Origin of the sequence: Mesobacillus sp. MER 48 (genome assembly GCF_023714225.1) — a bacterium.
In the GTDB taxonomy this organism is placed as follows: Bacteria; Bacillota; Bacilli; order Bacillales; family Cytobacillaceae; genus Mesobacillus; species Mesobacillus oceanisediminis_A.
In genome coordinates this window covers 42,211-66,707 of sequence record NZ_JAMAUR010000006.1, presented here as the reverse complement: position 1 = coordinate 66,707, position 24,497 = coordinate 42,211, and the positions used below count along the sequence as shown (strand labels likewise).

The window sequence follows — 24,497 nt, the reverse complement described above, 5'->3', positions numbered from 1 at the left end:
CTAAATTTCCGGATATATCGACCACATTTTGGATTATTTCGACCACTTTTTCAAATAATTCGACCAAGTGTCCATTTTGCTCCATAAAAAAAGTACCACAGCTCCAGGCCATGATACTCTTATAATCATTTATTAAACTTAAAGATAGAAACAGATTCATTCAACTCATTGGTCAGTTTCCTCAAGTCTGTTACCTTTTTCGAAAGGTTGCCGAATGCCGATAATTGTTCCGTTGTGGAGGCTGAAATTTCTTCACTTCCAGCTGCTGTTTCTTCGACGACGGCACTGATGGATTCAACATTGTGCAGGACCTTGGCTCCCAGTTCCTTGGAGGCTTCCATTCCGCTTACAAGCTGGGTGATTTTTTCAGAGATGCCGCTGACTCTGGCTTCGATATTTTCAAAAGCTGACATTGTCAGGTTCATCGAATCCATTTGCTCATCAGCGATGGCGCCGCCTTTGTTCACAGCTTCTCCGATTTCATCTAGTCCAGTCTTCAACAGATTGACCATATCGAAAATTTGCGTTGTTGCGAGGTTTGACTCTTCAGCCAGCTTCCTGACCTCGGACGCAACGACCGCAAATCCTTTGCCCGCCTCTCCAGCCCTTGCAGCTTCGATCGCTGCATTCAACGCAAGCAGATTGGTCTGGGCTGCGATTGCCGAAACAGATTTGGCCATGTCTTCAATTTTAGCGGCATAACCAACAAACTTGCCCGTTGCTGTCTGGATGGAATAGGATGCCGCTTTGTTTTCTGTAATTAACACTTTTTGCCCTTCTATTGCTTTTCTGCCTTCTCCGATTGCTTCCACTGCTTCCTGGCTATATGAGGATGACTCCTGGCTGTAGTCCAGATTCAGCATGATTTCCTTATCCATGTCGTCAATCAGTTCGACGGATTGCTGCAGATCTTCCGAAACAGTTTGGGCACCTGCTGAAAGCTCATCCGTTGATACAGCTACCTGATTAGAAATCTCTGTCAGCGATACATTTTCCTGTTCAATTTCCGCTGCAAACTCTTCCACTTCTTTGCTTGTCCTATTCACCTTTTGCAGCAAGGAAGTCAATTGAGATGCCATCATGTCGAAGGACTCATTCAAAGTCCCCAGCTCATCCTTATGCTTGTATGGGACTTTTTCAATCATCAGGTTTCCTTTGGCGATTTCCTGGGCATTGATGGCAATCTGCTTCAATGGCCTTGTAATCGAACTCGTCAGCCTGATCCCGATTCCCCCGGCAACAACAACAAGCAGGATGCTGCCGATGATTGCCGAGAGGATTATGAATTGAATCTGGTTCTTCAAATCCTCCTGAAGATAATCGTAATAATCATTTACCTGGATATTCAAGAGGTACAGATCATTTAGGACGCCCTCACTGCGCAGCGATTGCCGCTTCACTTCGGCACTGATTTTATCATCAAGTGCCTTCTCAGCTTCGGACTTCAATGCATTGAACTTTTCAAAAGCTTTGTCCAACACTTTCTTGCTGTTTTCCTGCTGAATCAATCCTTCTGCCTGAGCAAAAATTTTAGAGGTCTTCTCCATTTTCGCTAATGCATCCTGCCTGTTCCCTTCGGTCGGACTGAAGGAAAAATTGCTTAGCGATTGTTTGGTTGCCGATGTTTCAGCCTCCAGGTTCTGAACGGTCAGCAGTACCTGTACATAATCTTGATTAGATGCCTGGACCATCAGCATTCTGTAAATGATAAAAGAAATCATCACAATCGATAAGCCAATGGCGAGCAATAAGTTCAATAATAATTTCTTTTTAATTGTCATGTCTGTTCCCCCAGTTGCAGCTGTTAATCTAGCTGAATTGAAACTTCATTTGTTGATAATTTCTCTTCCAAGTCTTTCAAGGTTTTTTCCTGTTCTGGACTCAGCTTGATGACCCGGATTGGTGCAAGCCCGACACCCTTTTCATTAATGCCCAGTTCGATTTGCCTTGATTTAAGCTTCTTCTCGGATTGGAACTCCTTAACTGCTTCATATAGTGCGATATCCACATTCTTCAGCATGGAAGTAATAATGGCCTTTTCGGCAAAAAAGTATTGGTCGCTATCTACACCGATCGCAAACTTTTTCCTCGCTTGCGCTTCCTTCAAGACACCTACTCCCGTAAAACCAGCGGCAGCATAAAGAACATCAGCACCTTCATCGATCATTCCTGCAGCAATCTTTCCTCCAAGGTCAGCATTGCCAAAATCCTCAGAGTAAGCGACCTTTATCTCAGCATCCGGCTTGACTGCTTTCACACCCTGCTCAAATCCCGATTTGAATTTGCGGATCAGCGGCACATCCGCACCGCCCACAAATCCGACGACCTTTGATTTGGTGGTCATCCCGGCAACCGCACCGGCCAGGAAGCTGCCCTGTTCTTCTTTAAAAGTAATCGATATGATATTCTCCATTTCTGATACCGAATCCACCAGTATAAACTGTTGTTCCGGATATTTCTTTGCGACTTTTTCCAAATCCTCAAGAACCATGAAACCAAGCCCGATGACAAGATCATTTCCGTCTTCCACCAGCTCAGTAAACCCCTTTTCATAGCTGCCTGCTTCCTGCAGCTCACGATAATCAAAAAGAATATCCAATTCATCCCTTGCTTTTGTCAGTCCGGCAAACGCTGCATCACTAAAAGATTGATCGCCAAGTCCGACGTCAGACAACATGATGCCAATTTTAACCCTTTCCTTCGCCTTCAACTCTGTGTTGGCGCAGCCAGCAAGTCCCCCTGCGAGTAAAACTGCGATAAAAAATATATACATAATTCGTTTCATCTTGATGTCCTGCTCCCTTTTCAAGTAAATTTATATTTATTTCATCGGCCGCCGTCTATTTTTATTAATGCCAGAACAGAAAGTCTATTTTTTGTAAATTTTCAAAATAGTGAACGAATAAAAAAGCAGGCTGTCTTCTTCCCAGCCTGCCTCATCCTGTCATTATTTAATTTTCGCGAATTTATGCAAGTCGCCATTTTCTCCCAGGACGATCAGAATATCCTCTGCTCGAAGTGTCTTTTCCGGATCTGGCGAAATATCGACCTTATTTGCTGTTTTGACGCCGATTACGGTAATATTGTATTTTGCACGGAGATTGATTTCAATCAGGTTTTTGCCTGCCATGCTCATTGGCAGCTTGATTTCCTCAATACTGTAATCATCTGAAAGCTCGATGAAATTCAATACATTCGGGGACGCCATCAGTTGATGGGCAACCCGTTCCCCCATGTCCCGTTCAGGGAAGATGACTTTGTCAGCGCCAACCTTGAATAATACTTGTGCATGGTGTTTGTTGAGCGCTTTGGCCACGACATTGGAAACGCCCATTTCTTTTAAAATCAGAACGGTAAGGATACTTGCCTGGATATCATCGCCAATTGCCACGATGACCGTCTCGAAGTTCCTGATCCCCACAGCCTTCAAGGTTTGCTCATCAGTTGAGTCTCCGATTACCGCATGTGTAACAAACTCTTTATATTCCTCAATATGCTGCTCGCTCTTATCAATCGCCAGCACTTCATTTCCTTCATAATACAGTGTTGTCGCTACACTGGACCCAAAACGCCCCATCCCGATTACTGCGTATTGCTTTGCCATAATATACTCCTCCTACCCAATCATCACTTTTCCAGCTGGATATCGATAGTGATCCTCTTTTCTTTTTTTGGCCACTGCATAAGCAAGTGTCAATGGACCAACCCGGCCCGCAAACATCGTAATAAGTATTAAAATTTTCCCGAATGAGGACAGCTCAGGGGTCAAGCCCATTGAAAGTCCTACAGTCGAAAAGGCTGACACCACTTCAAAAAAGATCATAAGAAAATCTTTTCCCGGTTCTGTGATAGTTAACACCATCGTCATGGATATCACTAAGAAAATAGCAATAATGGTCACCGTCAAAGACTTGGAAACGATGGAGAAATCCATCCTCCTTCCAAAGAAGGTCACATCTTCCCTGCCGCGGATTTGCGATTTGACAGCACCGATCAAGACGGCAAATGTGGTAGTCTTGATCCCCCCTCCCGTTGATCCGGGAGAAGCGCCGATAAACATCAGGAAGATGATCAAAAACAAGGTTGATTGTTTTAAATCAGGAATGCTTAAGGTATTTGAACCCGCAGTCCTTGGAGTGACAGCCTGATAAAATGCCCCGAAAATTTTACCAGCCGCTGATAAAGGCCTCAGGGTAGCAGGGTTATTATACTCCAGGATAAAAATCAGGAGAGCCCCGCCAACTACCAGAATACTTGAAACAGATAGTGCCATTTTCGAATGCAGGGACAAGCGGCGAGTGCTTCGATACTCGAATAGTTCATTCATTACAATGAACCCGATGCCTCCCAGGCTGATCAGTGACGTCACCGTAAGATTGACGATCGGGTCTTCAGCATAGGCAGTAAGGCCCCTGAAACCTCCCATCAAGTCAAATCCGGCATTATTAAAGTTTGACACTGCGTGGAAGAAGCCGAAATAAATAGCTTTTCCCGCAGCCATATCCTGCGAAAACCTGAATGATAACAGGATTCCGCCGACAATCTCGGCAGTTGCTGTGAAAATCAGGATTCTTTTTACAAGCCTTACGACTCCTTCAACGTTCTCGTTGTTGAAAGACTCCTGGATAATCAATCTTTCTTTTAATGAAATTCTTTTTCCCAAGATGAATGCGAGCAATGTAGCAAAGCTCATAAATCCTAAACCGCCGACCTGGATCATCGACAGGATGACCACTTCTCCAAAGGCAGTAAAGGTGTCACCGGTATCCACGACAACCAGCCCTGTCACACATGTAGCCGATGTTGCAGTGAAAAATGCATCAAGCAGCGGAAGCCCCTTGCCATCAGTTGTAGCAGAGGGCAGTGACAGCAGCAATGCCCCCAGCAGGATAATCGTCCCAAAACCTAAGACGAGTATCTTTGGAGGGTCCAGCTCAATAAACAATCTCCTACGCATGGTGTTTTCCTTCTTTCCTTAGTATGAGGAATTACGCGTCTAATATTTCCTGGCAGGGAGTTATGTTTAACTGGATCAAGATATAAGCATATCTAAAATCACGCAAAACAAAAAAGCCCCCAGAGGCTAAAAGATTTCAGCCTTGTGGACTTTTGAATAGTCGTCACACAAGCTTCATCTTCCTCTTCTGTAACGCTTGCGAAGTTAGCTGTCGGATTAGGACTCAGAATAGCCCTGCCTTTTGAAAAGGCTTCACCCCAAGTGGACGCATCCACAATATTGGTTCCCCCGCTCCTGCCGGATTCAGCGATTTAGAAATATGAAACTCATTCAGTTTTTTGTTCCAGAAATCTGAAACTGTTGTAATCATACTCCTCCGGATTTCGGTTGTAAACATGAAAAGGAACGCAAAAATGACTTATTTTATTCATTTCTTCCCAATAATGACATGAAATCAAGGACTTTCTCACTGAATCGCTGTTTTTCTTTGTTTTACACTTCCGTTAACTCATTAACACCTTTCTCCACACCTGTACGCGGTTTATAGCCGGGGAATTAAAGGTAAATAATAAGATTGTCAAAACAGTTTGGAGGTTGTTGCGGATGAAAGCGATGGTTATAGTGAATCCTTCTTCAGGTAAAGAAAAAGCGAATGATTATGCAGAAAAAATTGAAGAAACATTGCGAAACAATTATGAGGACATAGAGATCAGAAGAACGGAAAAAGAGGGAGATGCCGCTGCATTTGCCACCGAAGCATGCGTTGCTTTATATGATGCGGTCATCGCTATGGGCGGTGACGGAACCATCAATGAGGCCATCAATGGACTGGCCGAACAGGCACACCGGCCCGCTCTCGGCATAATACCGCTTGGGACAGTCAATGATTTTGCCAGGGCACTCAATATTCCGCTGGAACCTTATGAGGCCATCTCTATTTTAGAAGAGCAATATCTTCGTCCTGTTGATGTCGGAAAGGTCAATGAGTCTTATTTTGCCAATGTTCTTGCAGTTGGGGCGATCGCAGAAGCATCTTACAACGTAAGCGCCGAGCAAAAAACCAAACTTGGCCCACTGGCTTATTTTATGGAAGGTACAAAATCCTTCCTGAATGGCGAAGCTATTAAAATCAATGTTGAACACGAGGGAGGGAAATGGGAAGGCGAGACTTTCCTTTTGCTTACTGCCCTCACAAATTCTGTGGGCGGATTTGAGGCACTTGCCCCTGAGGCAGACGTGAATGATGGTAAATTCCACACTTTTATCATAAAAAAGTTATCCATCCCAAAAATCGCAACCCTCATCCCTTCACTTTTGAGAGGTGAATTGGAAGAAAGCAAGGAGGTCGAATATATACGAACCTCCTATCTGAATGTATCCTCCAACAAACCTCATGTGGTCAACATCGACGGAGAAGAAGGCGAGCCGCTTCCATTCAGTGCAAAAGTTCTTCCAGGACATCTGAATATTTTTGTACCGGTCATAAAGAAAACCTGAGCAGGGATTAACTCCTTGCTCAGGTTTTTTCAGCCTTATTTCACGCTTGAATTAACATTATAGAAAAATTTAGCTGTGATTGATCCATCTTTGTTTTCCTTGATGTTCGTCACGTGGATTCCAGAATCAGCAGGTGTATCACTTAAGCCTTTCCAGAAGTAGTAAGAACCAGAGTGTACATTTCCAGAAACAGGAGTGATCTTGCTGCCAGTCTTGAAGAAGTCACCAGCATCGCCGCGATTCATGTTCTTCTCAAGGTCATACAAACCATCTGCCTGAAGGACAGATAATCCATAGTGTGTTACCACATCACCATTGCTTGCCGTTTGTGACTGGTTGTACTGGAAGCGCTTGTTCATCCAGTTTTCAACATTATTCGGACGGAAACCAGCTGTCTGGTATAAGTTAATGACATTTTCATCCACATGCCATGCAACCAGACCATGGGCGTTTTCACCCTGACGGATCATACCTTTGTTAAAACCATCCTGCTGCATGTTTTCAAACAGGAAGTATTCAGTACCATTTGAACCCGGAACTTCCATTTTCACGATTCCATTGTCTGCCGTAGCTTTGTTTGCTGCAGGCAATGTTATTTCTCTTACTTCACCTGGCTTGACTTCGATTGGATTAGCCCATCCTAGGAAAACCTTTGAGAATGGATCGAAGTGTGTTGGTGAGTTGCCGCCGTACTCAGCTTTATTCGGATAGCGCATCCATGAGCCGCCTGCCATCATGGAATAGTTTCCTACACCTTCTGATGAGTAAAGTGTGTCGTAGAAATCAGGCAATCCTAAAGCATGTCCAAATTCGTGAGCATAAACACCAGTTTGTACTGGGAATGGTCCTGTTTTCGATTCTTCTTTATACGTGTTAGTCGCAGCATCGAAACCAGCTACGTTACCGCCGATACCTGGCTGGATGTTGTAGTTATTAACGACTACGCCATCGTAAGTCATGTCTTCTTTGACTGTTCTGTCAATCCATGCGCCCTGGCTGATTCCTTCATACTGAGGTGCAGTCTTGCCAGTTTCATAATACTTTCCATAGTAAAGCGCACTTAGCAAGCTCCACTTATGAGACCAGAATTGCGCCGGGTCACGGCTGTATTCAGCGCCAGTACCTTCATGGACGACGAATACATTTGGAACTTCGCCATCTTCATTAGCGTATTTAGAGAAATCCACTTGATCATCTGCTGCTTTTAACAGGTCACGAATGAATTCGCCAGTATGAGCGTCACCGTTTACGTTTCCAAGCTTGTACACTCCGCCTTCAGCGTATGTGCCTTCCTGGTCAAGATAGTAAGAAGCTCCCCTTGGCAGCTCAACCCATACAAATTCAGTGTTCTCTTTGCGGATAAGGTTAGTTTTTCCGTAACTTGATTCCTTGTAAGCATTTTGCATCGTACGGTCTTTTGGAACATCTGGGCCATCATACTTTTGGAATTGCGGCAGCTCATAAGGATTATATTCACTTCCAAAAATTAAATCTTCATAGTAATGAGCTGGGACTTGACCCTTCATATCGCCAACCGGCTCATCTCCATCTTTGTACTTAGCCAAAATAACCAGTACCGGGATATCACCAGTTGCTTCCTTATATGCAACATGATTGTCACCAGGCTGCTGGAACTTTGCTCCAGTCTGGGCAATTTTCTCTGCAGGATCAACCTTGGAAATATCAATCCCTAATTCCTTAGCTCTATCAACAAGCTCAGGAGCTGCACCTACATGGTGAGCAAGACTTAGTTCATATTTACTTTGCGGCTTAACCGCGGAATCATTTGCACTGACTCCCGCAAAAACTGCGCTTCCTGCCAAAGCAAGGGATAACGCCGAAGTTGAAAGGACCTTTAACAATTCACTCACTCCCTATCAGAATGTTTCTATTTCCTAAATAATATAAAATATTCAGTATATTCTAAATAGGGATAACGGCTTATTTGATAGGTTTTCCGATGTGCCGAAAGGCTTAATTTCCAGATCCACCATATAAGTCATTATTATTCTTCCATAATAATCCATTAACAATATAAGAAAAAATCTGGCTAAGAGAGCTTCTTATCGTTTTTCTATTATGATTCTTTTCTTTTCTCTCCGAAAGCTATCAAATTACAACAGGGTTCTTGACAGCTTTATGCCTCCCCTCTTAAAACCTGTCAAAATAACGATGGTTTCTTGACAGCTTCGAGCCTCCACTCTTGAAACCTGTCAAAATAACGATGGTTTCTTGACAGCTTCGAGCCTCCACTCTTGAGACCTGTCAAAATAAACATGCTTTCTTGACAACTTCGAGCCTCCACTCTTGAAGCCTGTCAGAATAAACACGGGTTCTTGACAACTTCGAGCCTCCCCACTTGAAACCTGGCAAAATAAATACGCTTTCTTGACAACTTCGAGCCTCCACTCGTGAAACCTGTCAAAATTAACACGCTTTCTTGACAACTTCGAGCTTCCACTCTTAAAACCTGTCAAAATAACGATGGTTTCTTGACAGCTTCGAGCTTCCCCTCTTAAAACCTGTCAAAATAACGATGGTTTCTTGACAGCTTCGAGCTTCCACTCTTAAAACCTGTCAAAATAACGAAGGTTTCTTGACAACTTCGTGCTTCCCCTCTCAAAACCTGTCAAAATAACGATGGTTTCTTGACAGCTTCGAGCCTCCACTCTTAAAACCTGTCAAAATAACGAAGGTTTCTTGACAGCTTCGAGCCTCCACTCTTGAGACCTGTCAAAATAACCATCCAAACACACAACAAAAAGACTTCGCCGGGGGCGAAGTCTTTTCCATACATGAATTCTAAAGAATATCCATCCAGATTTTGATTGCTGTACCTAGGATCAGTACTGCAAGGATGTATTGAAGAACTTTTGTGTTTACTTTTTTACCAGCGGTTGCTCCCAGCGGTGAAGCGATCAGACTTGCTACAACCATGATGAGTGCCGGCCAGAAATCTACTTGGCCAGTGGCAATCTTACCTACTGTTGAACCGATTGATGAAATGAATGTGATTGCCAGTGAAGTGGCGATGGTCATCCTTGTTGGTATTTTCAAGACGACGAGCATGATTGGCACTAGCAGGAATGCTCCAGCTGCGCCGACGATACCGGCGCCAATTCCGACGATCAAGGCGAAAAATGCAGCAAGCCATTTGTTGAATGTTACCTGATCTAACGGGATGTCATCAACGTTTTTCTTAGGGATGAACATCATGACTGCTGCAATCAAAGCAAGAATACCGTATACAAGGTTGATGCCGCCTTCTGACATGAAGCGGGAACCGTAACTTCCGATTAAGGAACCAACCAGGATCGATGCGCCCATGTAAATGATCAATGTTTTGTTCAGATATCCGCCTTTACGGTAAGCCCAGACACCGCCGATGGTCGCGAAGAAAACCTGGACAGCACTAATCCCTGAAACCTCATGTGCGCTGAATGCGGCAAGACCAAACAATGGCGGAATGTATAATAGCATTGGGTATTTAATGATTGAACCGCCAATTCCAACCATCCCGGAAATATAAGAACCGATAAAGCCAATTAAAAATATGACGATAAAAAATGATAAATCCATCAGGCTTCCTCCTTAATTTGAATCATTGTTTCGTATTTAATGCTTCTGTAATAGGTTAGTCGCGAAAAATAACCTTTTTATAACCACAAGAAAAGGGAGACAAGCTCCCTCTTCGTTCAATTAGGCCTTCTTCATCCAGAACTTGAACACACCGTTTTCTTCTTCATGCTTCAGTAGTTCGTTTCCAGTTGATTGTGCCCAAGCTGCTAGATCTTTTACAGCGCCTTTATCAGTTGTATGGATTTCGAGTACGTCTCCGGATTGAAGGTCAGTGATGGCCTTCTTTGTTTTTACGATTGGCATTGGACATGCAAGTCCTTTTGCGTCTAATACTTTTGCTACGTTCATGTTAAAATCCTCCTTGGTTGTTTAGAAAGTTGTATTTTTCAATACTGGCCGGGGAGCAAAGCCCCCTTGCCAGATTTATCTTACCGCACAGCGGTTTGGTCCGATTTCCATTTCTCTTTGTTTCTCATCGTCTGGGTTGATTTTGCCCATGTTTGTTTCACGGATTTCCTGGTATGCATTTGGCTGCGGTGGCAGGTTCTCCGTTACAAGTCTGCGGAATTCCGCTTCGTCTTCGATGTTCAAGCCATGGTTTTTCGCGAAAAGAGTACCTAATTTTTCAGATACACTGCCATCTTCGTTCAGCTCTTCGATGATCATGAAGTGTGCTGGAAGAACAACCAGGTCATCAGAAAGCTGCTTGTAGCGATTGTATAGTGAGTTTCTTAAATCTGCTACCCAGTCTTCTGCTTTACCAGCTAAGTCCGGACGACCAATTGAGTCAATGAATAGTATATCCCCTGACAGAAGATATTTTTCATCTACCACGAATGAAGTGGAACCAATTGTGTGGCCAGGTGTGTAAAGAGCGTTGATGTCGATGTTTGTTTCACCGATTTTAACGTTATTGCCATCTTCTAGAGGCTGGTAGTTGAATGTTACTTCATCAGCATCTTTTGGAGGCAGCCAGTATGTTGCACCTGTTGCTTCGGCAATTTTTCTGCCGCCAGAAATGTGGTCTGCGTGCAGGTGTGTATCGAATACATGCTTGATTTCAACGCCAAGCTCTTTAGCGAAATCAAGATATACATCTGTCATTCTTGTTGCGTCGATCAAAGCAGCTTCCCCGTTTGAAACGACCGCGTAAGAAAGGCAGCCTTTACCGATGCGGACGAACTGGTACATTGATCCGCCATCTTTAAGATCGCCAACCTTAACTGGCTCAAGGTGTTCGCTCCAAGCTTTCATTCCGCCTTGAAGATATGAAACTTCACGGCCAGCCTCGTCAAGCATTTCAGCGACCATTACAGAAGATCCCTCTTTTGCACAGACAACAAGCACTTCTTTGTCAGTTGGCACCTGATCAAGTATTTCTTCTACTCCATCCAAAAGGTCGAAGTAAGGGATGTTCAAATGTTCGAAGTTGTCTCCTTCGATTTTCCAATCATTGAAGTCGCTCTCGTTACGGACATCAAGTATAAATAAAGGTTCTTTATTAAATACTTTTTTTGTTACTTCTTTAGACGTCATTGCTTTCATAGTGTACTTTACCTCCCTGGGTATGAATTTTTCTAAAAAAATTAATTAACTTTCGTTTCAGTTGGCCCGTTCCATTCGGACATGCCTGGTACAACATTCCAAACTTTCTCGAAGCCATTGCTAGCTAGTGCCTGGGATGCCATATCACTTCTGTTGCCTGTGCGGCAAACTACAAGGATTGTTTTGGATTTATCAAGTTCTCCCATCCGGTTTTCAAGATCCCCGAAAGGAACTGAGACCGCATTTGGAATATGTCCAAATGCATATTCAGCTGGTTCCCTAACATCCAGTACAAGAACATCTTCGTTTGCTTCCAGCTTCTTAAGAACATCCTCGTTGGAAACAATGTTCTCGAATTTTGTTTCTTCCTGTTCTTCACCTGAACCGCCTTTGCGGATGTAGTGCTTTAGAACATCGCCTTCTTCAATTGTTCCAAGGTATTGGTTGCCAGAGCTTTTAGACCATGCCTGGATATCTGCCCTTGAACCTTTATCCGTTGCGAGCACTTCTAAAACCTCGCCCGGATTCAAATTGTTGATTGCTTTTTTCGTTCTGACAATCGGCATTGGGCATGCAAGCCCTTTTGCATCGACTGTAGCATTTGTCTTAACAGTTTCCATTTGTCGACCTCCAATTAATAATATCTATTAGATGAACAGGTTGACGTTGCCGTTTTCAGCATCAGCCAGATACGCTGCTACACCAGCAAATTCGACATCTTCCATGATTTCCTCTTGTTTTAGACCAAATAAGTCTACTGTCATCTGGCAGGCAACAAGTTTTACATCCTGTTCTTTAGCCATATCAATCAAGTCTGGAAGCGGCATTGCATTATGCTTCTTCATGACATCCTTAATCATCTTAGGGCCAAAGCCTGCATAGTTCATTTTTGACAATCCCAATTTGTTCGCACCTCTTGGCATCATCTTGGCAAACATCTTTTCAATGAAACCTTTGTCAGCCTGGATCGGCTCATCTTTACGCAGTGCGTTCAATCCCCAGAAAGTGTGGAAAATTGTCACTTCATGATCATAAGCAGCTGCACCATTGGCAATGATATAAGCAGCCATGACTTTGTCATAATCTCCACTGAATAAAATGATTGTCGTTTTTTTCTGTTCTCCCATTATCTAACTCCCTCTCTATAATTACGGTAATGGGTATTTTAAACGGCAAAAAAATAAAATATGTTTTCTAACGTGATAACGTTATTAAATACCTCACAGGGTATATAATATAAAAGATTCATCCCATTGTCAACCGTAATTATGAATTTTTTATGACTTTTTTCTTTTAAGAATGCTTCAAGCAGATTATCCCGTTCTCAACACGGATACATTCATCTTATGCATGACTCAGCAAAAGTTGATTAATGTTTCTATGATTATATTGAAAAAACAAAGTAAAAGCTCATTGTGCCGATTATTTCTATTTATATAGAAGAAAGTAGTTTCCTGGTATAAAGATAAATTAGTTTACTGGTATGATAATGGAAAGGATTGTGAGTTCATCAGAAGGAATTTATGCGGAAAATAAATAAAACCAAAGCCCGGTGTGAAGAATCTTTCAATTAGCAGATTGTAAAGATTGTGATCCAGGCTTTTTAGTCTTCGTCAAGCATTCTATATTTAACACTTTCATCGTAAAGTCCGTTTTTCTTGCTCCATGCCCAGATGATTCCTGCTGAAGCGGTGAATGCGAACATGACGATCAGTAAAATCCATGCTCCCGGTGCCATTCCTACACCCCCTTTTTTAAAATCATCATCACTATCGAATTACTCTAACAGAAATTCCAGAAACCGTCCAGAGTATATTTAAGGGGTTGTAAAAAAAAATCTATCGGATTACAATGTGGTCAAATAATGAAGGAGGTACAAAAATGGACCATCAATCCCTTGGCTTTTTCTTCGATTTCTTCTATTACATCGGAGTGCCCATCCTGATTATCTTCATCCTTGATACACTTCGTAAAAAGAATAATAAAAAAGAAGAACAAAACTAAAACTTCCCAAACAGAACGATTATATTCGTTCTGTTTTTTTTTGCCATAATTGTTAAAAAACGCTGTGATTTTACCAGTTAGTTAGCAACTATAAAACAATTGGATAACACTATAAAAAAGTTGAATAACTTTATTTCTTGTTGAGATGTATCATGTAACATAGCAGATTGTGAAGAAAATGTGAAATATTTGTGGTTATTTTATGAACAAGGGAGTGTCAAAATGTTTACAGACGAAAAATGGAGTTCTTCCAAGAATTGGTTCATTGCTGCTGTTTTTTGGATCATCATCGGCATGAGTATGGGACTTCTTACTGCAACAAAACAAATCTGGCCAGAATTGTTGAACAATCGCTGGACAACATACGGGCATGTTCGCTCTGCACATGTAATGCTCGTCATCTATGCCTGGTTATCAATGGCATATGTAGGATCAATGTTCTACATGATTCCAAAGCTTGCAAAAACAAAGGTTTACAGCGAAAAGCTGGGAAACTTCGCACTAGTATTTTATAACATTGTCATTTTAGAAGGTTTCTTCGCATTGCTATTCGGACAGACATCGGTCATCGAGTACGGCGAATTCCCGCTATGGGTTGACGTTCAACTCCTTGTCGCAATCGGGCTAGTTGCTTATAACCTTTTCAAGACGGTTGGACAAAGAACAGAAAAAATGCTTTACGTCAGCCTTTGGTACTTCCTCGGCTCATTGCTGTGGCTGCCATTGACATGGATTGTCGGAAACTTCCCGGCACAATGGATTCCAAGTGGCGTCCAGCAAGGTTTGATGGGCTGGTTCCTGGGACATAACGCAATCGGTCTCTGGATGACAACAGTCGGTGTCGGACAGATTTATTACCTGCTTCCTAAACTGACAGGACGTCCGCTATACAGCCACCAGCTTTCCATGATTGGATTCTGGGCAATTGCTACATTCTATGTTTGGAATGGTCCTCACCATTTGATGAATGGTCCAATTCCAAGCTGGATTTCAAAAGCAGGTGTCATTCCTTCAATCGTTCTATTGATACCGGTTTGGGCCGTATTGGCTAACTTCTGGGGTACGATGAAAGGTTCATGGTCACAGACAAGGACGAGCGTACCGCTCCGCTTCACAATGGCTGGTACGATTTTCTACCTTTTCGCATGTCTTCAGGGGCCACTGCAAGCCCTTCCATCCGTAAGTTCAGTCATTAAGTTCACGCACTGGACAGTCGGGCATGCACATATGGGACCATTCGGCGCGTTTTCGTTCACATCGTTCGCAGCTATCTATTACATTCTGCCTAAAATCGTTGGCCGCGAAATGTTCAGCAAGAGAGCAATGGAAGCACACTTCTGGTTCTCTACTGTCGGTTTCCTTGTCTTCGCATTCTCATTATGGATTGCAGGTGTCGTCCAAGGATTCGCCTGGATCGAAGGTGTACCATTCCTGCAAACTGTCTTGATGATGGAACCGTACGTACAAGGCCGCGCAATTGGCGGAACGATGATGTATGTAGCCCAGTTCTTCCTTGCATGGAATATGTATAAGACTATTAAACTTGCAAAACTTGAGAAAAAACAGCAAGCACAGCAGCAAGCTGCTACTGCTTAATGAGGAGGGAACACGTTGGAACGTAAACCATCAGCTGTATTAATCGTTGCATTGATTTTATGGATGTTCGGCGTAGCCGGAACGGTCATCCTTCCCCTCTTCGACCAGGAAATCAACTCTGCGACTGCAAGCGGTGAACTCCGCAACTATCCAGAGGATTCTGCTGAAGCAAGAGGACGAGATGTTTATATCCAGAACGGCTGCCAGACATGCCATACACAATTTGTCAGGGCGTTGCCTGCCGATACGAACCAAAACCTTGGACCAGTATCCCAGGGCGGCGACTACAAATATGATTTACCACATCTTTTAGGTTCTAACCGTACTGGCCCGGATTTAATGTGGGTTGGCTTGAAATACAACGAAGACTGGCAGCGCCAGCACTTGATTGATCCTCAATCAACGAGCCCTGGTTCTATCATGCCATCCTTCGATTACCTGACCAATCAGGAACTGGATGACCTTGTTGCTTACTTGATGAGCCTCAAGCCAACTGAAGAAAGATTGGAAGAGTACCAGAAAGAGCGGGAAGAAGCAAAAATCAAGGGACAATAATTAAAAATTCATTAATTGCTCATCGCCTTGAACCCCAGCGATTTAAGGCGATGAGTTCCTATAACAGCATTAAAAGGCAGGTGTAAATCATGAAAAAAGAATATCAGCAACATGAAAGCAAACATGAGGATATTGTCTCCGGTATTAAAATTGAACATAACAAGGTGCCGAAACTCCTTGTAGCTGTATTTTATGTTGTGGCCATCTGGGCGATTGGGTATGCGATCTTCATGCCTGGAAAGCTTGCAGTCGAGCCTGCGGCGGCTCCACAGGATAACAAGGGAGAGCTTATTTTCACTGGAACTTGCCTGAATTGCCATGCTACGGGTGCTGCCCCTGACTTAAAGGGTGTTACAGACAGGATGTCGGAAGAGGACATTAAAAATGTCATCAAAAAAGGCCGCAACACGATGCCGGCAATCGGACATCTTTACACAGAAAAAGAAATCGACAAGGTATATGAATACTTAGAGGATTACAGATAAGGAAAGGAGGATTTACGTGGGTAAAACAATAACTAGATGGGCATTTTTTATCATTATTTTCACATTGCCGTTGTGGAATGGTTTCCGGATGGATATCGACAACGAAAAGCTTTTCTTGTTCGGCTTCCAATTATCCTATGAAGCTGGCTATTTATTTTTCGTTTTCTTATTCTTGTTCCTGATGGCTTTCCTCGCACTGTCAATGATCGTGTACAGGGCTTTTTGCCAGTATGCATGCCCGCATAATACCTTCAGCATGCTTTTGAACAAAATCGAATCGAAGTTAGGTGACAAAGGCAAAGCAGTTACATTTCTGCTCGCTTTGGTTGTCAGCATCTTCATGGCTTACTCGACTGTGAGTTACTTCTACAACCCAATGACAATCTGGGAGTCACTCGTCAACTTCAAAATGGATAAATACTTCTTCCTTGTCACTTCTACTGCTGTTCTATATACAGCATTATCTTACAAGGCAAGAAACTCTTTTTGTAAAGTCTGCCCATACGGACTTGCCCAGGGCATTTCACGTGTGGATGATAAAACAAAATGGCTTACACATCCTGGCGTATGGATTACATGGGGTACAACAGCAGCCCTTGTACTAGTCCTGCTTGTTGGATGGTTCTAATCAAAATTCAAAGCGAGGTGAAAATTCATATGAATAAGATTTTAAAACTATCTGCATTCGCTTTACTGGCCGTCTCACTTACCGCATGTTCTGAGGCCGCAGTTAAAGATACATCACTTGATGATAAAAACAGCAAGGAACTTCCTCCACTCCATGAAGACTATTCTTCTAACTGGTGGAAAGACCAGCCGAACGGAAACGCAGACTCCAATAAGGACTGGGATGGAGAAGGCTGGATCCTCTCAGCGAACGAAGTTAGTAATGGGGTGGCCATTGCTGACATCAAAACGGGGAATCCGGTAAAATATATCCAAAGCTCAGGTACACCGCACCACATCCATTTGAACAAGGACCAGACTTGGGCATTTGCGACACAGCGTTATGGAACTAGCGTCTTAGCGATCAATATGGAAACTTTAGAGTCTCATAATATTGATTTCCCTGGCTTCGAAAAGCCTCCTGCGCCACAGCACATGACCTTATCTCATGACGGCAAATACGCCTTCACTTCATTGAATGGTGTAGAAGCAGTCGGAATGATTGATGCAAAAACAGCTAAACTCGTTAAGGTGTTTAAAAATGTCGGTAAAAAGCCAAGGGATTTGAACGTCACTCCTGATGGAAAAAAACTCTTTGTCAGCTTGCAGGCAGAACCATTTATCACTGTTATCGATATTGATACCGGGGAAATGAGACACCTTGAACGGACAGAAACAGACTATGGCAAAGGGACGGGTTCCGGCCTTGATATGTCAAATGACGGAAAATATGTTGCAGTTGCAAACACTGCTGATAATGAAGTTGCGGTTTATGACGCTAAAACAGAAAAGCTTTTAAAGAAATTTGGAGATATCCCTAAACCAGTTAACTTAAGCTTTATGGGCAATACGCATGATTTGGTTACAGGCAATCGTAATGATGGGTCAATTTCAATCATTGATACTGATAAGCTAAAGTTCATCAAGACAGTAAAAACTGGAGCCGGTACGAACATTGCATACCTTGGTCCAGACGGGTACTGGTATACTTCGCAAAACGGTGCTGGCTTCTTGACAGTCCTTGATCCAAAGGATAATTACAAAATTGTCAGGAAGATCTGGGGAGTACAGAATATTCACTGGCTGTCATGGAGTCCGGACGGAAGCATGATGTTTGGATCTAACTGGGGCGACAAAACGCTCACAAAAATTGACTTAACGAAAAAGAAGGATTTCAGACAGACAATTCCTGTTGGGTTGAATCCAAACGGCATCGCACTTAAAACAAATGTTCCAAAAGATCAGATTCTGGCTTATCAAAAAGGCAATGAGGAGGAAGCAAACAGAATCAAAAAAGCTTCTACCCTTGTATTCCCTGAGCCAAAAGATGTTAATGAGGAAGCATTCCTCGGAACATGCCTGCAGTGCCATGATATCGGCCGAATCATGAAGAATTCAAGCAAAGGCGCCGAACAGTGGACATCTGTTGTGGACCGGATGGCTGGTAATGGAGCAAAGATGACAGATGAACAAAGACAGCAGATCATCGATTATCTTGCATCTGATGCACACAAGGCCCTTAAGATCCAAACCGAGCTTGAACTGGAGATAGCAGAACAAAATAAAAAATAAAGGCTCTTTTCTCAAACTTTGTTGCTATTGACTACTAAGTTGGATTGAATGACCTAGTTTTCTTTATAAAATTCAAGCTTATTATGAGAAAAGAGCTTGCACACTTAAAAACGAACTGCAAAATTGCTTATAGCACGTTAAAATCGGCTTTAAGATTTTAACAACAATCTTTACGAAAACAGCCAAAATAAAAGAAAAATCCTAATGCCCTTTTAACAAGAAGCATTAGGATTTTCATCTAGATTTCTAATAAAGTTCCATACTCTTTCATGGAGACTTGACTTGAACTGTTTATCCTTCCTTAACAGGTAGAATGGACGGGAACGGTCCCTGTCTATAAAATGACTGACAATGAGCTGCCTGGATTGAACCTCCGGACAGATGGCCAGCTTGGAAAAGATTGCGACGCCAAGACCATTCTTCACCCCTTCCTTGATGAGCGTATTGCTGTTATAAACAAGGACGGACTTGGGTTCGATGTTCAGGCATCTCCATAAATCAAGCGTAGCCTGTCTCATAGCGCAGCCTGGTTCGCGGATCAGCCAGGTCATTTCTTCTAGTCTTTCAGGATCCTGGTTTTCCGGATTAACTCTGAGCTGCGGGGACACGCCCAGAACGAGCAGGTCATCATAGAATTCATGGGAAATAAAATCATAGCGTCCAGCTTGTCCCTCAACAAGAGCAAGGTCAATTTCGGATGCATAAAGCAAATCGGTTATTTCAACCGAAGTACCGATTGTGACCTGGATTTGATGGCTCGCTATATCAGGGTTCAATTTTATAATATCCTGGATCATTTTGGATATAAGGCATTCACCAATTGTATTGCTGCAGCCAATTTTGATTGTTTCGCTTGAATTCCCTTCAGCAAGCAGGCTTTCCAGTTTATCATTTAACGCCAGCAGCTGCTGGCCATGCTCATACAGGGTTTTGCCTGCCTCTGACAGCCTTATTTTACGGTTGGCCCTTATGAACAACTGCTTATTGTAGTAGGTCTCCAGCTGGCTGATTTGATGGCTGACTGCAGGCTGCGAAAGGTTCAGCATCTTCCCCGCCTGGGAGAAGCTTTCATATTTTGCAGCCGCTATGAATGTCTTAAGATGTTCAAGATTCAATATGATCGCACCCCTTTACTAATAGATTGGAGGGAATAAAATGAAGAAATTAGATATCGCCGTTACAGTTATCGTATTATCTGTATTTATTTTTGGTTTAATGTACTTCACAAAAGACGATTCAATTAGCTATCGTGATGTAAAATTTGAAATCGCGTCGATGGTCATTTTATCATCCGTATCACTGTTCACTTATTTCGGGATTAGAAGAAATTTAAATCATTAATTGGCATTATACCACACAGGGTTTAAATGTGGAGATAAAAAAACATAAGGATAAAACCTGGGAGCTCTCCTGGGTTTTATTTTTTTTACCCAGACAGTATACTAACAAGCGAGCGGGATTATGAATTGGTTTACATTTGAGAGAGAAAAAAATTGAAAGTCACACTCAGTCATTATACAATATATTACGTTATATACCAATAGGGGTATAATAAGGAGTTCTTCTTCATTAATCCTTAACAAAGACAACCCAATATAGTTTATAGAAAAGGAGTGAATATAAATATGTCAGATATCGGTTTATTTTTTGCTTTTACCGCCGGGATTTTATCATTTTTCTCACCATGCGTGTTCCCTCTCCTCCCTGCTTACATAACTCATTTAACAGGAGGTAAAATTGAGGGGTCAAAGGTCGCAGTCGACCGGGCAACACTTTTCACCCGTTCATTCGGATTTATCATCGGTTTTAGTATAATTTTTATTGTCATGGGGGCTTCGGCATCATTCCTGGGACAGGTTTTCGCAAATTACAGGACAATCGTCATGCAGATTGCCGGTTTACTGATCATCATTTTCGGATTGCAGATGGCAGGTTTGCTGAATATTAAATTCCTGATGATGGAGAAAAAGGTCCATTCTGAAACAAAATCAAAGGGCGCTTTCGGTTCTGTCTTTCTAGGAATGGCGTTTGCAAGCGGATGGTCACCTTGTGTAGGATTGGCACTATCATCCATCTTGCTGCTGGCCAGCTCGTCCGATACTTTATATCAGGGAATGTACCTGCTGACTTCTTACTCTCTTGGAATGGCCGTGCCTTTCCTGGTCATTTCTTTCGTCATTTCCTATTCATTAAAAGCAATCAAGAAGATCAATAAATATCTGTCTAAGCTCGCACTCGTAAATGGTATGATTATGGTAGGCATGGGCTTTCTGGTCCTGTCAGGCCAGATGCAGAAAATCAGTGCATGGCTGTCAGCTTACAGTTTATTTGGATTCTGATTTTAAAAGGATCCACCTTAATGCCTGAAGGAGTGACTTATTTTTGTGAAGAAAGAACTGATCGGCAAAAGTGTATTGGTAGTCGAAGACGATCCCAAAATAAGGACGCTTGTCAAAATCTATTTAACGAATGAGGGCTATGAGGTTCTCGAAGCGGACAATGGAATTGACGCCCAGGAGATGATTGAAAAATATGACCCTTGCATCCTTATACTAGACCTGATGCTTCCCGGCAAAAGCGGAGAAGAAATATGCTGCTGGCTGCGGAACGATTTGGAAAGCATGATGCCTGTCATCATGCTGACAGCAAAAGCTTCGGAAAAGAGCCGGATTGAAGGCTTTAAGCTTGGCGCTGACGACTATGTGGTAAAACCATTCAGTCCGGCCGAGCTGATGGTCCGGATTGAAGCGGTGTTACGAAGGACGGCAAGCAGATGCGGGAAACTGACTTTTACAGGTCTTACCCTCAAACCAGCAAAAGGCCAGGCGCTGGTTGATGGGGAAACACTCGACTTGACAAATTTTGAGTTCAGGCTTCTCCATATGTTCATGCAGCATCCTGGACAAATTCTTTCGCGGACGCAAATACTCGATACCATTTATGAAAATAACGAAAAGGCCGTGACGGAGCGGACAATCGATGTACATATCAAGAATCTCCGTGAGAAAATCAAAGAAAAAACGCCGAAGGATTATATTCAGACAGTAAGAGGAATGGGGTATAAATTTGCGGCGAATTAAAAGCATCACGAACTTGTTGTTATCGAAGTTGGTAGCGGTCAACAGTATTGTCATTCTGCTGGTCATCATGCTGGCAGGAATATCTGTAAAAGACTATGCCTGCTTCCTCGTCAATCATGAACAAGTGACCGGGCAACAGCTCGTTGAAACCCTGAATTCATTCCTGATCAAAGTAAGCATCATCGCTTTCATCGCCGCCGGGCTTTTGCATTATTTTTCGGTAAAAAGAATTGTGAATCCAGTTAAGGCGATGGCTGCTGCCGCAATTAAGGTGAAAACAGGAACAATTCCTTCGAAGATTGATGTACAGGCAAGCGGTGAACTTGGTGAACTCGTAACAAATTTCAATGCCATGACCGAAACCCTATCGGTTGTCCAAACAAGGCGTGAAGAAATGTTAAGGGATATCGCCCATGAATTAAGGACTCCGCTGACGAATATCAATGGGTATCTAGAAGCTCTTCACAGCGGTGTATTGGAAGGTGACCAGGAACTTTTCGGGTCTCTTCTCGAAGAATCCAGGCGGATCACAAGAATTGTCGATTTGATTGCTGAGCTTGATGCATGGAGCCAGGAGTCCCATTTACCCGAAAAACAATTCGAGGAAATCGATATGAAACAAGCATTGGCTGAATCACTTGCAGCGTTCCACTTGAAGCTATCCGGCAGATTCGAGACATTGAGCCAGCAGATTGAACACGCTCCTGTTCTTGGCCATAAAGACGGCTTGAAACAAGTCCTGTCCAATCTGCTGCAAAATATTATCGATTATGACACTGGCGGGCATCTTGCCATAGTGGGACAGCGTAGTGATGCAGAATACAGAGTGACTTTTTCCCATGAAGGTACCTATATTGAACCGGAAAATAAAGAGCTGATTTTCGAACGGTTTTACAGGCTAGAAGAATCCCGCAGCACCAAAGCGGACGGGGCCGGCCTCGGCCTGGCGATCGCCAAAAGTATCATGAATGCCCATCAGGGACATATTGGCCTTGATACAGATGGGCATAATCACTCATTTTGGATCAGGATCCCCCTCCATTCCGTTTCTTAATCAATCCTTAACAATACGATTACATACTGGACTGAAAAGTAGTTTTCGAATTAAAGGAGCGATTTTGATGGAATTCACTTATTATAATGAGAAACTTATCGGACAGATGGAATATGGTTTCCTTCCAATATCCCCGAACGCAGAAATGGGATACAGACCTATGGAACTGTTCGTATCCTCCTTGACTGGCTGCAGTACTTCGGTGCTGGCAAATATTCTGGACAAGAAGAGAATAGACTATAAAAGAATCGACGTTAATGTGTCAGCAGTCAGGAATCCAGAAGAGGCAAACCGGATTGAACGGTTGACATTCGATGTTGCCGTGCAGACCGACACATTGGATAAGGCGAAGCAAGCTGAGAAGATTGCCGCCCTTGTCCTGAAAAATTGCGGCATGATTCAATCGGTCATTGGAAGCATCGACATCAGATACCAGATTGAATTCACGTCAGACCAGCCCAAAAAAGGTGATGTTGCTTGAATTATATAACGATTGGCAGATTCACGGTGCCAGCAGATTTGCTCGCGGCGTTTGCTGCCATATTTATCGGTGCCCTGATCTACCGGGCAAGGGAAAAAAAGAGCATAGGTGATTGGTATTGGAACAGCTTTTTCATATACATAGCCATCTACAAACTGAGCTATGTCGTTTTCAATTTCAAGATGTTCCTTGACACCCCCTTCTCCCTTCTCTATTTTAACGGTGGCACAGAAGGCCAGATCCTTGGTTTTGCAGGAATTGCGGCCTATTTATATTGGATTGCAAGGAAAAAGGAAAGCATGGTCAAAGTGACCGAGTATCTTCCGGCTTATTTCCTTTTCTTTTTGCTCTATTGGACCGGACTATTCGTATTTTCAGAGGATTTTATCGCTGCTGGAGTACAGGCACTCCTGGCGTTGGTCTTTGGAGCGTTTTATTTTAAAAGAATGGAGCTTTCGAAGGAATATGCTATATTATTCTTGATGCTTGAAGCACTCGTTCTCAGTCTTTTTTCGAATTTGCTTTCAGCGGAAAACCTGCTGATCTTGGCACTTGGAATTTACTTGCTAGTATTTCAGGGTTTAAATAAGGAGGAATTACAGCATTGAATAAAAATCTTTTATCATTCGCGATTTTAGCATTGGCTGTCGTCATATTGGTCGTGAATATCTGGAAACCAGGTTCGACCGAGAGCGAAAAGAAAACAACAGCACCGACTGAGGAAGCCGTAGAAACAACTGAAGATATCCCGGGTGCTAAGCTGTCTTCATTAAGGGAAGGCGCTGAGGCACCTGATTTTGAACTGAAAACCCTGGGAGGAGAGACAGTCAAGCTGTCCGATTACCGCGGCAAAAGAGTGATCCTGAACTTCTGGGCAACTTGGTGCCCTCCATGTAAGGCCGAAATGCCTCATATGCAAAATTTTTATGAAGAATATAACGATCAGGGCGTAGAAATCCTAGCTGTCAATTTGACCAACATGGACAAAGGCGTCGAAGAAGTGCAAAAATTCGTTGATGAATATGGCTTAACCTTTACCATCCCTTTGGATGAGGCAGGAAACGCAGGAACAACCTATCAGGCCTTCACCATCCCAACCAGCTACATCCTCGATGAAAAAGGCGTCATAACAAAGAAAATTGTCGGACCGATGGATGAAAAAATGATGAAGGAACTTACAGGGGTAAAATAATAGAAAGTCACGGCTCAGGCCGTGACTTTTTTGTTTATGATGGACAGAATTCAGGAAGCGAACAGCAAAAGTGTCCATCATCAAGCCTATGATGGACAGAAATAAGAAAACATTCAGCAAAAGTGGCCGTCATCTTGTTATATTGTAGGCGATGCTCTGGCTTGAAAGGTCTTTTTGGACATCTTGGCGCTGCCCCACCTTCGAAATGTCCATTAAATCCTCTTTCTTGGACAT

26 protein-coding genes and 1 riboswitch are annotated in these 24,497 nt (G+C 42.9%); of the genes, 14 read left to right on the top strand and 12 right to left on the bottom strand.

What is annotated here, in order from left to right; all coding sequences use genetic code 11:
- Positions 1 to 125: 125 nt before the first annotated feature.
- From M3593_RS18480 to M3593_RS18465, 4 genes are all read right to left on the bottom strand, one after another.
- Positions 126 to 1,781: a methyl-accepting chemotaxis protein gene (locus tag M3593_RS18480; RefSeq protein ID WP_144478699.1), complete on the bottom strand. Its 1,656-nt coding sequence runs from the start codon at positions 1,779 to 1,781 to the stop codon at positions 126 to 128.
- 23 nt (positions 1,782 to 1,804) lie between these two features.
- Complete coding sequence (locus tag M3593_RS18475; protein WP_251544450.1) at positions 1,805 to 2,785, bottom strand: BMP family lipoprotein; 981 nt, start codon at positions 2,783 to 2,785, stop codon at positions 1,805 to 1,807.
- Between the two features lie 162 nt (positions 2,786 to 2,947).
- Positions 2,948 to 3,604 carry a potassium channel family protein gene (locus M3593_RS18470; RefSeq protein ID WP_251544452.1) on the bottom strand — a complete coding sequence of 219 codons (657 nt, stop codon included), beginning with the start codon at positions 3,602 to 3,604 and terminating at the stop codon, positions 2,948 to 2,950.
- 12 nt (positions 3,605 to 3,616) lie between these two features.
- Positions 3,617 to 4,957 (bottom strand): TrkH family potassium uptake protein, encoded by a 1,341-nt coding sequence (locus tag M3593_RS18465; RefSeq protein WP_251544454.1) that lies wholly within the window; start codon positions 4,955 to 4,957, stop codon positions 3,617 to 3,619.
- 177 nt (positions 4,958 to 5,134) lie between these two features.
- Positions 5,135 to 5,276, bottom strand: a riboswitch (cyclic di-AMP (ydaO/yuaA leader).
- Positions 5,277 to 5,560: 284 nt separating this feature from the next.
- Between M3593_RS18465 and M3593_RS18460 the strand changes: the two genes are divergently transcribed.
- Complete coding sequence (locus tag M3593_RS18460; RefSeq protein WP_144478691.1) at positions 5,561 to 6,454, top strand: diacylglycerol/lipid kinase family protein; 894 nt, start codon at positions 5,561 to 5,563, stop codon at positions 6,452 to 6,454.
- A 35-nt stretch (positions 6,455 to 6,489) separates the two neighbouring features.
- Here the strand turns inward: M3593_RS18460 and M3593_RS18455 are convergent, their stop codons facing one another.
- From M3593_RS18455 to M3593_RS24105, 7 genes are all read right to left on the bottom strand, one after another.
- A complete protein-coding gene (locus M3593_RS18455; RefSeq protein WP_251665129.1) occupies positions 6,490 to 8,325 on the bottom strand; it encodes a M6 family metalloprotease domain-containing protein in 1,836 nt (611 codons plus the stop codon).
- A gap of 931 nt (positions 8,326 to 9,256) precedes the next feature.
- The gene (locus M3593_RS18450) at positions 9,257 to 10,033 is read right to left on the bottom strand and encodes a sulfite exporter TauE/SafE family protein (RefSeq protein WP_144478687.1); all 777 of its coding nucleotides are present in this window, start codon (positions 10,031 to 10,033) and stop codon (positions 9,257 to 9,259) included.
- A gap of 120 nt (positions 10,034 to 10,153) precedes the next feature.
- Positions 10,154 to 10,381 (bottom strand): sulfurtransferase TusA family protein, encoded by a 228-nt coding sequence (locus M3593_RS18445; protein ID WP_144478685.1) that lies wholly within the window; start codon positions 10,379 to 10,381, stop codon positions 10,154 to 10,156.
- Positions 10,382 to 10,456: 75 nt separating this feature from the next.
- On the bottom strand, positions 10,457 to 11,578 hold the full coding sequence (locus M3593_RS18440) for an MBL fold metallo-hydrolase (protein WP_251544455.1): 1,122 nt from the start codon (positions 11,576 to 11,578) through the stop codon (positions 10,457 to 10,459).
- 41 nt (positions 11,579 to 11,619) lie between these two features.
- The gene (locus M3593_RS18435) at positions 11,620 to 12,198 is read right to left on the bottom strand and encodes a sulfurtransferase TusA family protein (protein ID WP_251544457.1); all 579 of its coding nucleotides are present in this window, start codon (positions 12,196 to 12,198) and stop codon (positions 11,620 to 11,622) included.
- A 27-nt stretch (positions 12,199 to 12,225) separates the two neighbouring features.
- Positions 12,226 to 12,705, bottom strand: a complete 480-nt coding sequence (locus M3593_RS18430) for a DsrE/DsrF/DrsH-like family protein (RefSeq protein WP_251544459.1) — start codon at positions 12,703 to 12,705, stop codon at positions 12,226 to 12,228.
- Positions 12,706 to 13,181: 476 nt separating this feature from the next.
- On the bottom strand, positions 13,182 to 13,316 hold the full coding sequence (locus tag M3593_RS24105; protein ID WP_260983616.1) for a hypothetical protein: 135 nt from the start codon (positions 13,314 to 13,316) through the stop codon (positions 13,182 to 13,184).
- 143 nt (positions 13,317 to 13,459) lie between these two features.
- Between M3593_RS24105 and M3593_RS24100 the strand changes: the two genes are divergently transcribed.
- From M3593_RS24100 to M3593_RS18405, 6 genes are all read left to right on the top strand, one after another.
- Positions 13,460 to 13,582: a hypothetical protein gene (locus M3593_RS24100; protein ID WP_260983615.1), complete on the top strand. Its 123-nt coding sequence runs from the start codon at positions 13,460 to 13,462 to the stop codon at positions 13,580 to 13,582.
- Between the two features lie 222 nt (positions 13,583 to 13,804).
- The gene (locus M3593_RS18425) at positions 13,805 to 15,178 is read left to right on the top strand and encodes a cbb3-type cytochrome c oxidase subunit I (protein WP_144478677.1); all 1,374 of its coding nucleotides are present in this window, start codon (positions 13,805 to 13,807) and stop codon (positions 15,176 to 15,178) included.
- A gap of 15 nt (positions 15,179 to 15,193) precedes the next feature.
- A complete protein-coding gene (locus tag M3593_RS18420; protein WP_144478675.1) occupies positions 15,194 to 15,733 on the top strand; it encodes a cbb3-type cytochrome c oxidase subunit II in 540 nt (179 codons plus the stop codon).
- Positions 15,734 to 15,822: 89 nt separating this feature from the next.
- On the top strand, positions 15,823 to 16,218 hold the full coding sequence (locus M3593_RS18415; RefSeq protein WP_144478673.1) for a c-type cytochrome: 396 nt from the start codon (positions 15,823 to 15,825) through the stop codon (positions 16,216 to 16,218).
- Between the two features lie 16 nt (positions 16,219 to 16,234).
- Positions 16,235 to 16,846 carry a 4Fe-4S binding protein gene (locus M3593_RS18410; RefSeq protein WP_144478671.1) on the top strand — a complete coding sequence of 204 codons (612 nt, stop codon included), beginning with the start codon at positions 16,235 to 16,237 and terminating at the stop codon, positions 16,844 to 16,846.
- Between the two features lie 29 nt (positions 16,847 to 16,875).
- A complete protein-coding gene (locus tag M3593_RS18405) occupies positions 16,876 to 18,456 on the top strand; it encodes a beta-propeller fold lactonase family protein (RefSeq protein WP_186326805.1) in 1,581 nt (526 codons plus the stop codon).
- Positions 18,457 to 18,668: 212 nt separating this feature from the next.
- Here M3593_RS18405 and M3593_RS18400 read toward each other — a convergent pair whose 3' ends face one another.
- Entirely contained in the window at positions 18,669 to 19,571 is a 903-nt protein-coding gene (locus M3593_RS18400) for a LysR family transcriptional regulator (RefSeq protein WP_144478667.1), read from the bottom strand.
- 40 nt (positions 19,572 to 19,611) lie between these two features.
- Between M3593_RS18400 and M3593_RS18395 the strand changes: the two genes are divergently transcribed.
- The 7 genes from M3593_RS18395 to M3593_RS18365 all read left to right on the top strand — a co-directional run bounded on the left by M3593_RS18395 (position 19,612) and on the right by M3593_RS18365 (position 24,263).
- Positions 19,612 to 19,797, top strand: coding sequence for a hypothetical protein (locus tag M3593_RS18395; protein ID WP_144478665.1), 186 nt, complete (start codon positions 19,612 to 19,614; stop codon positions 19,795 to 19,797).
- Positions 19,798 to 20,081: 284 nt separating this feature from the next.
- Positions 20,082 to 20,795 (top strand): cytochrome c biogenesis CcdA family protein, encoded by a 714-nt coding sequence (locus M3593_RS18390; RefSeq protein WP_251544461.1) that lies wholly within the window; start codon positions 20,082 to 20,084, stop codon positions 20,793 to 20,795.
- Positions 20,796 to 20,840: 45 nt separating this feature from the next.
- Positions 20,841 to 21,536 (top strand): response regulator transcription factor, encoded by a 696-nt coding sequence (locus M3593_RS18385; protein WP_251544462.1) that lies wholly within the window; start codon positions 20,841 to 20,843, stop codon positions 21,534 to 21,536.
- The gene (locus tag M3593_RS18380) at positions 21,523 to 22,590 is read left to right on the top strand and encodes a HAMP domain-containing sensor histidine kinase (RefSeq protein WP_251544463.1); all 1,068 of its coding nucleotides are present in this window, start codon (positions 21,523 to 21,525) and stop codon (positions 22,588 to 22,590) included. Before M3593_RS18385 ends, M3593_RS18380 begins: the two co-directional genes overlap by 14 nt.
- A gap of 67 nt (positions 22,591 to 22,657) precedes the next feature.
- A complete protein-coding gene (locus M3593_RS18375; protein ID WP_144478659.1) occupies positions 22,658 to 23,071 on the top strand; it encodes an OsmC family protein in 414 nt (137 codons plus the stop codon).
- Positions 23,068 to 23,679, top strand: a complete 612-nt coding sequence (locus tag M3593_RS18370; protein ID WP_251544465.1) for a hypothetical protein — start codon at positions 23,068 to 23,070, stop codon at positions 23,677 to 23,679. Before M3593_RS18375 ends, M3593_RS18370 begins: the two co-directional genes overlap by 4 nt.
- Positions 23,676 to 24,263 carry a peroxiredoxin family protein gene (locus M3593_RS18365; RefSeq protein WP_251544467.1) on the top strand — a complete coding sequence of 196 codons (588 nt, stop codon included), beginning with the start codon at positions 23,676 to 23,678 and terminating at the stop codon, positions 24,261 to 24,263. Before M3593_RS18370 ends, M3593_RS18365 begins: the two co-directional genes overlap by 4 nt.
- The last annotated feature ends 234 nt before the right edge of the window (positions 24,264 to 24,497 follow it).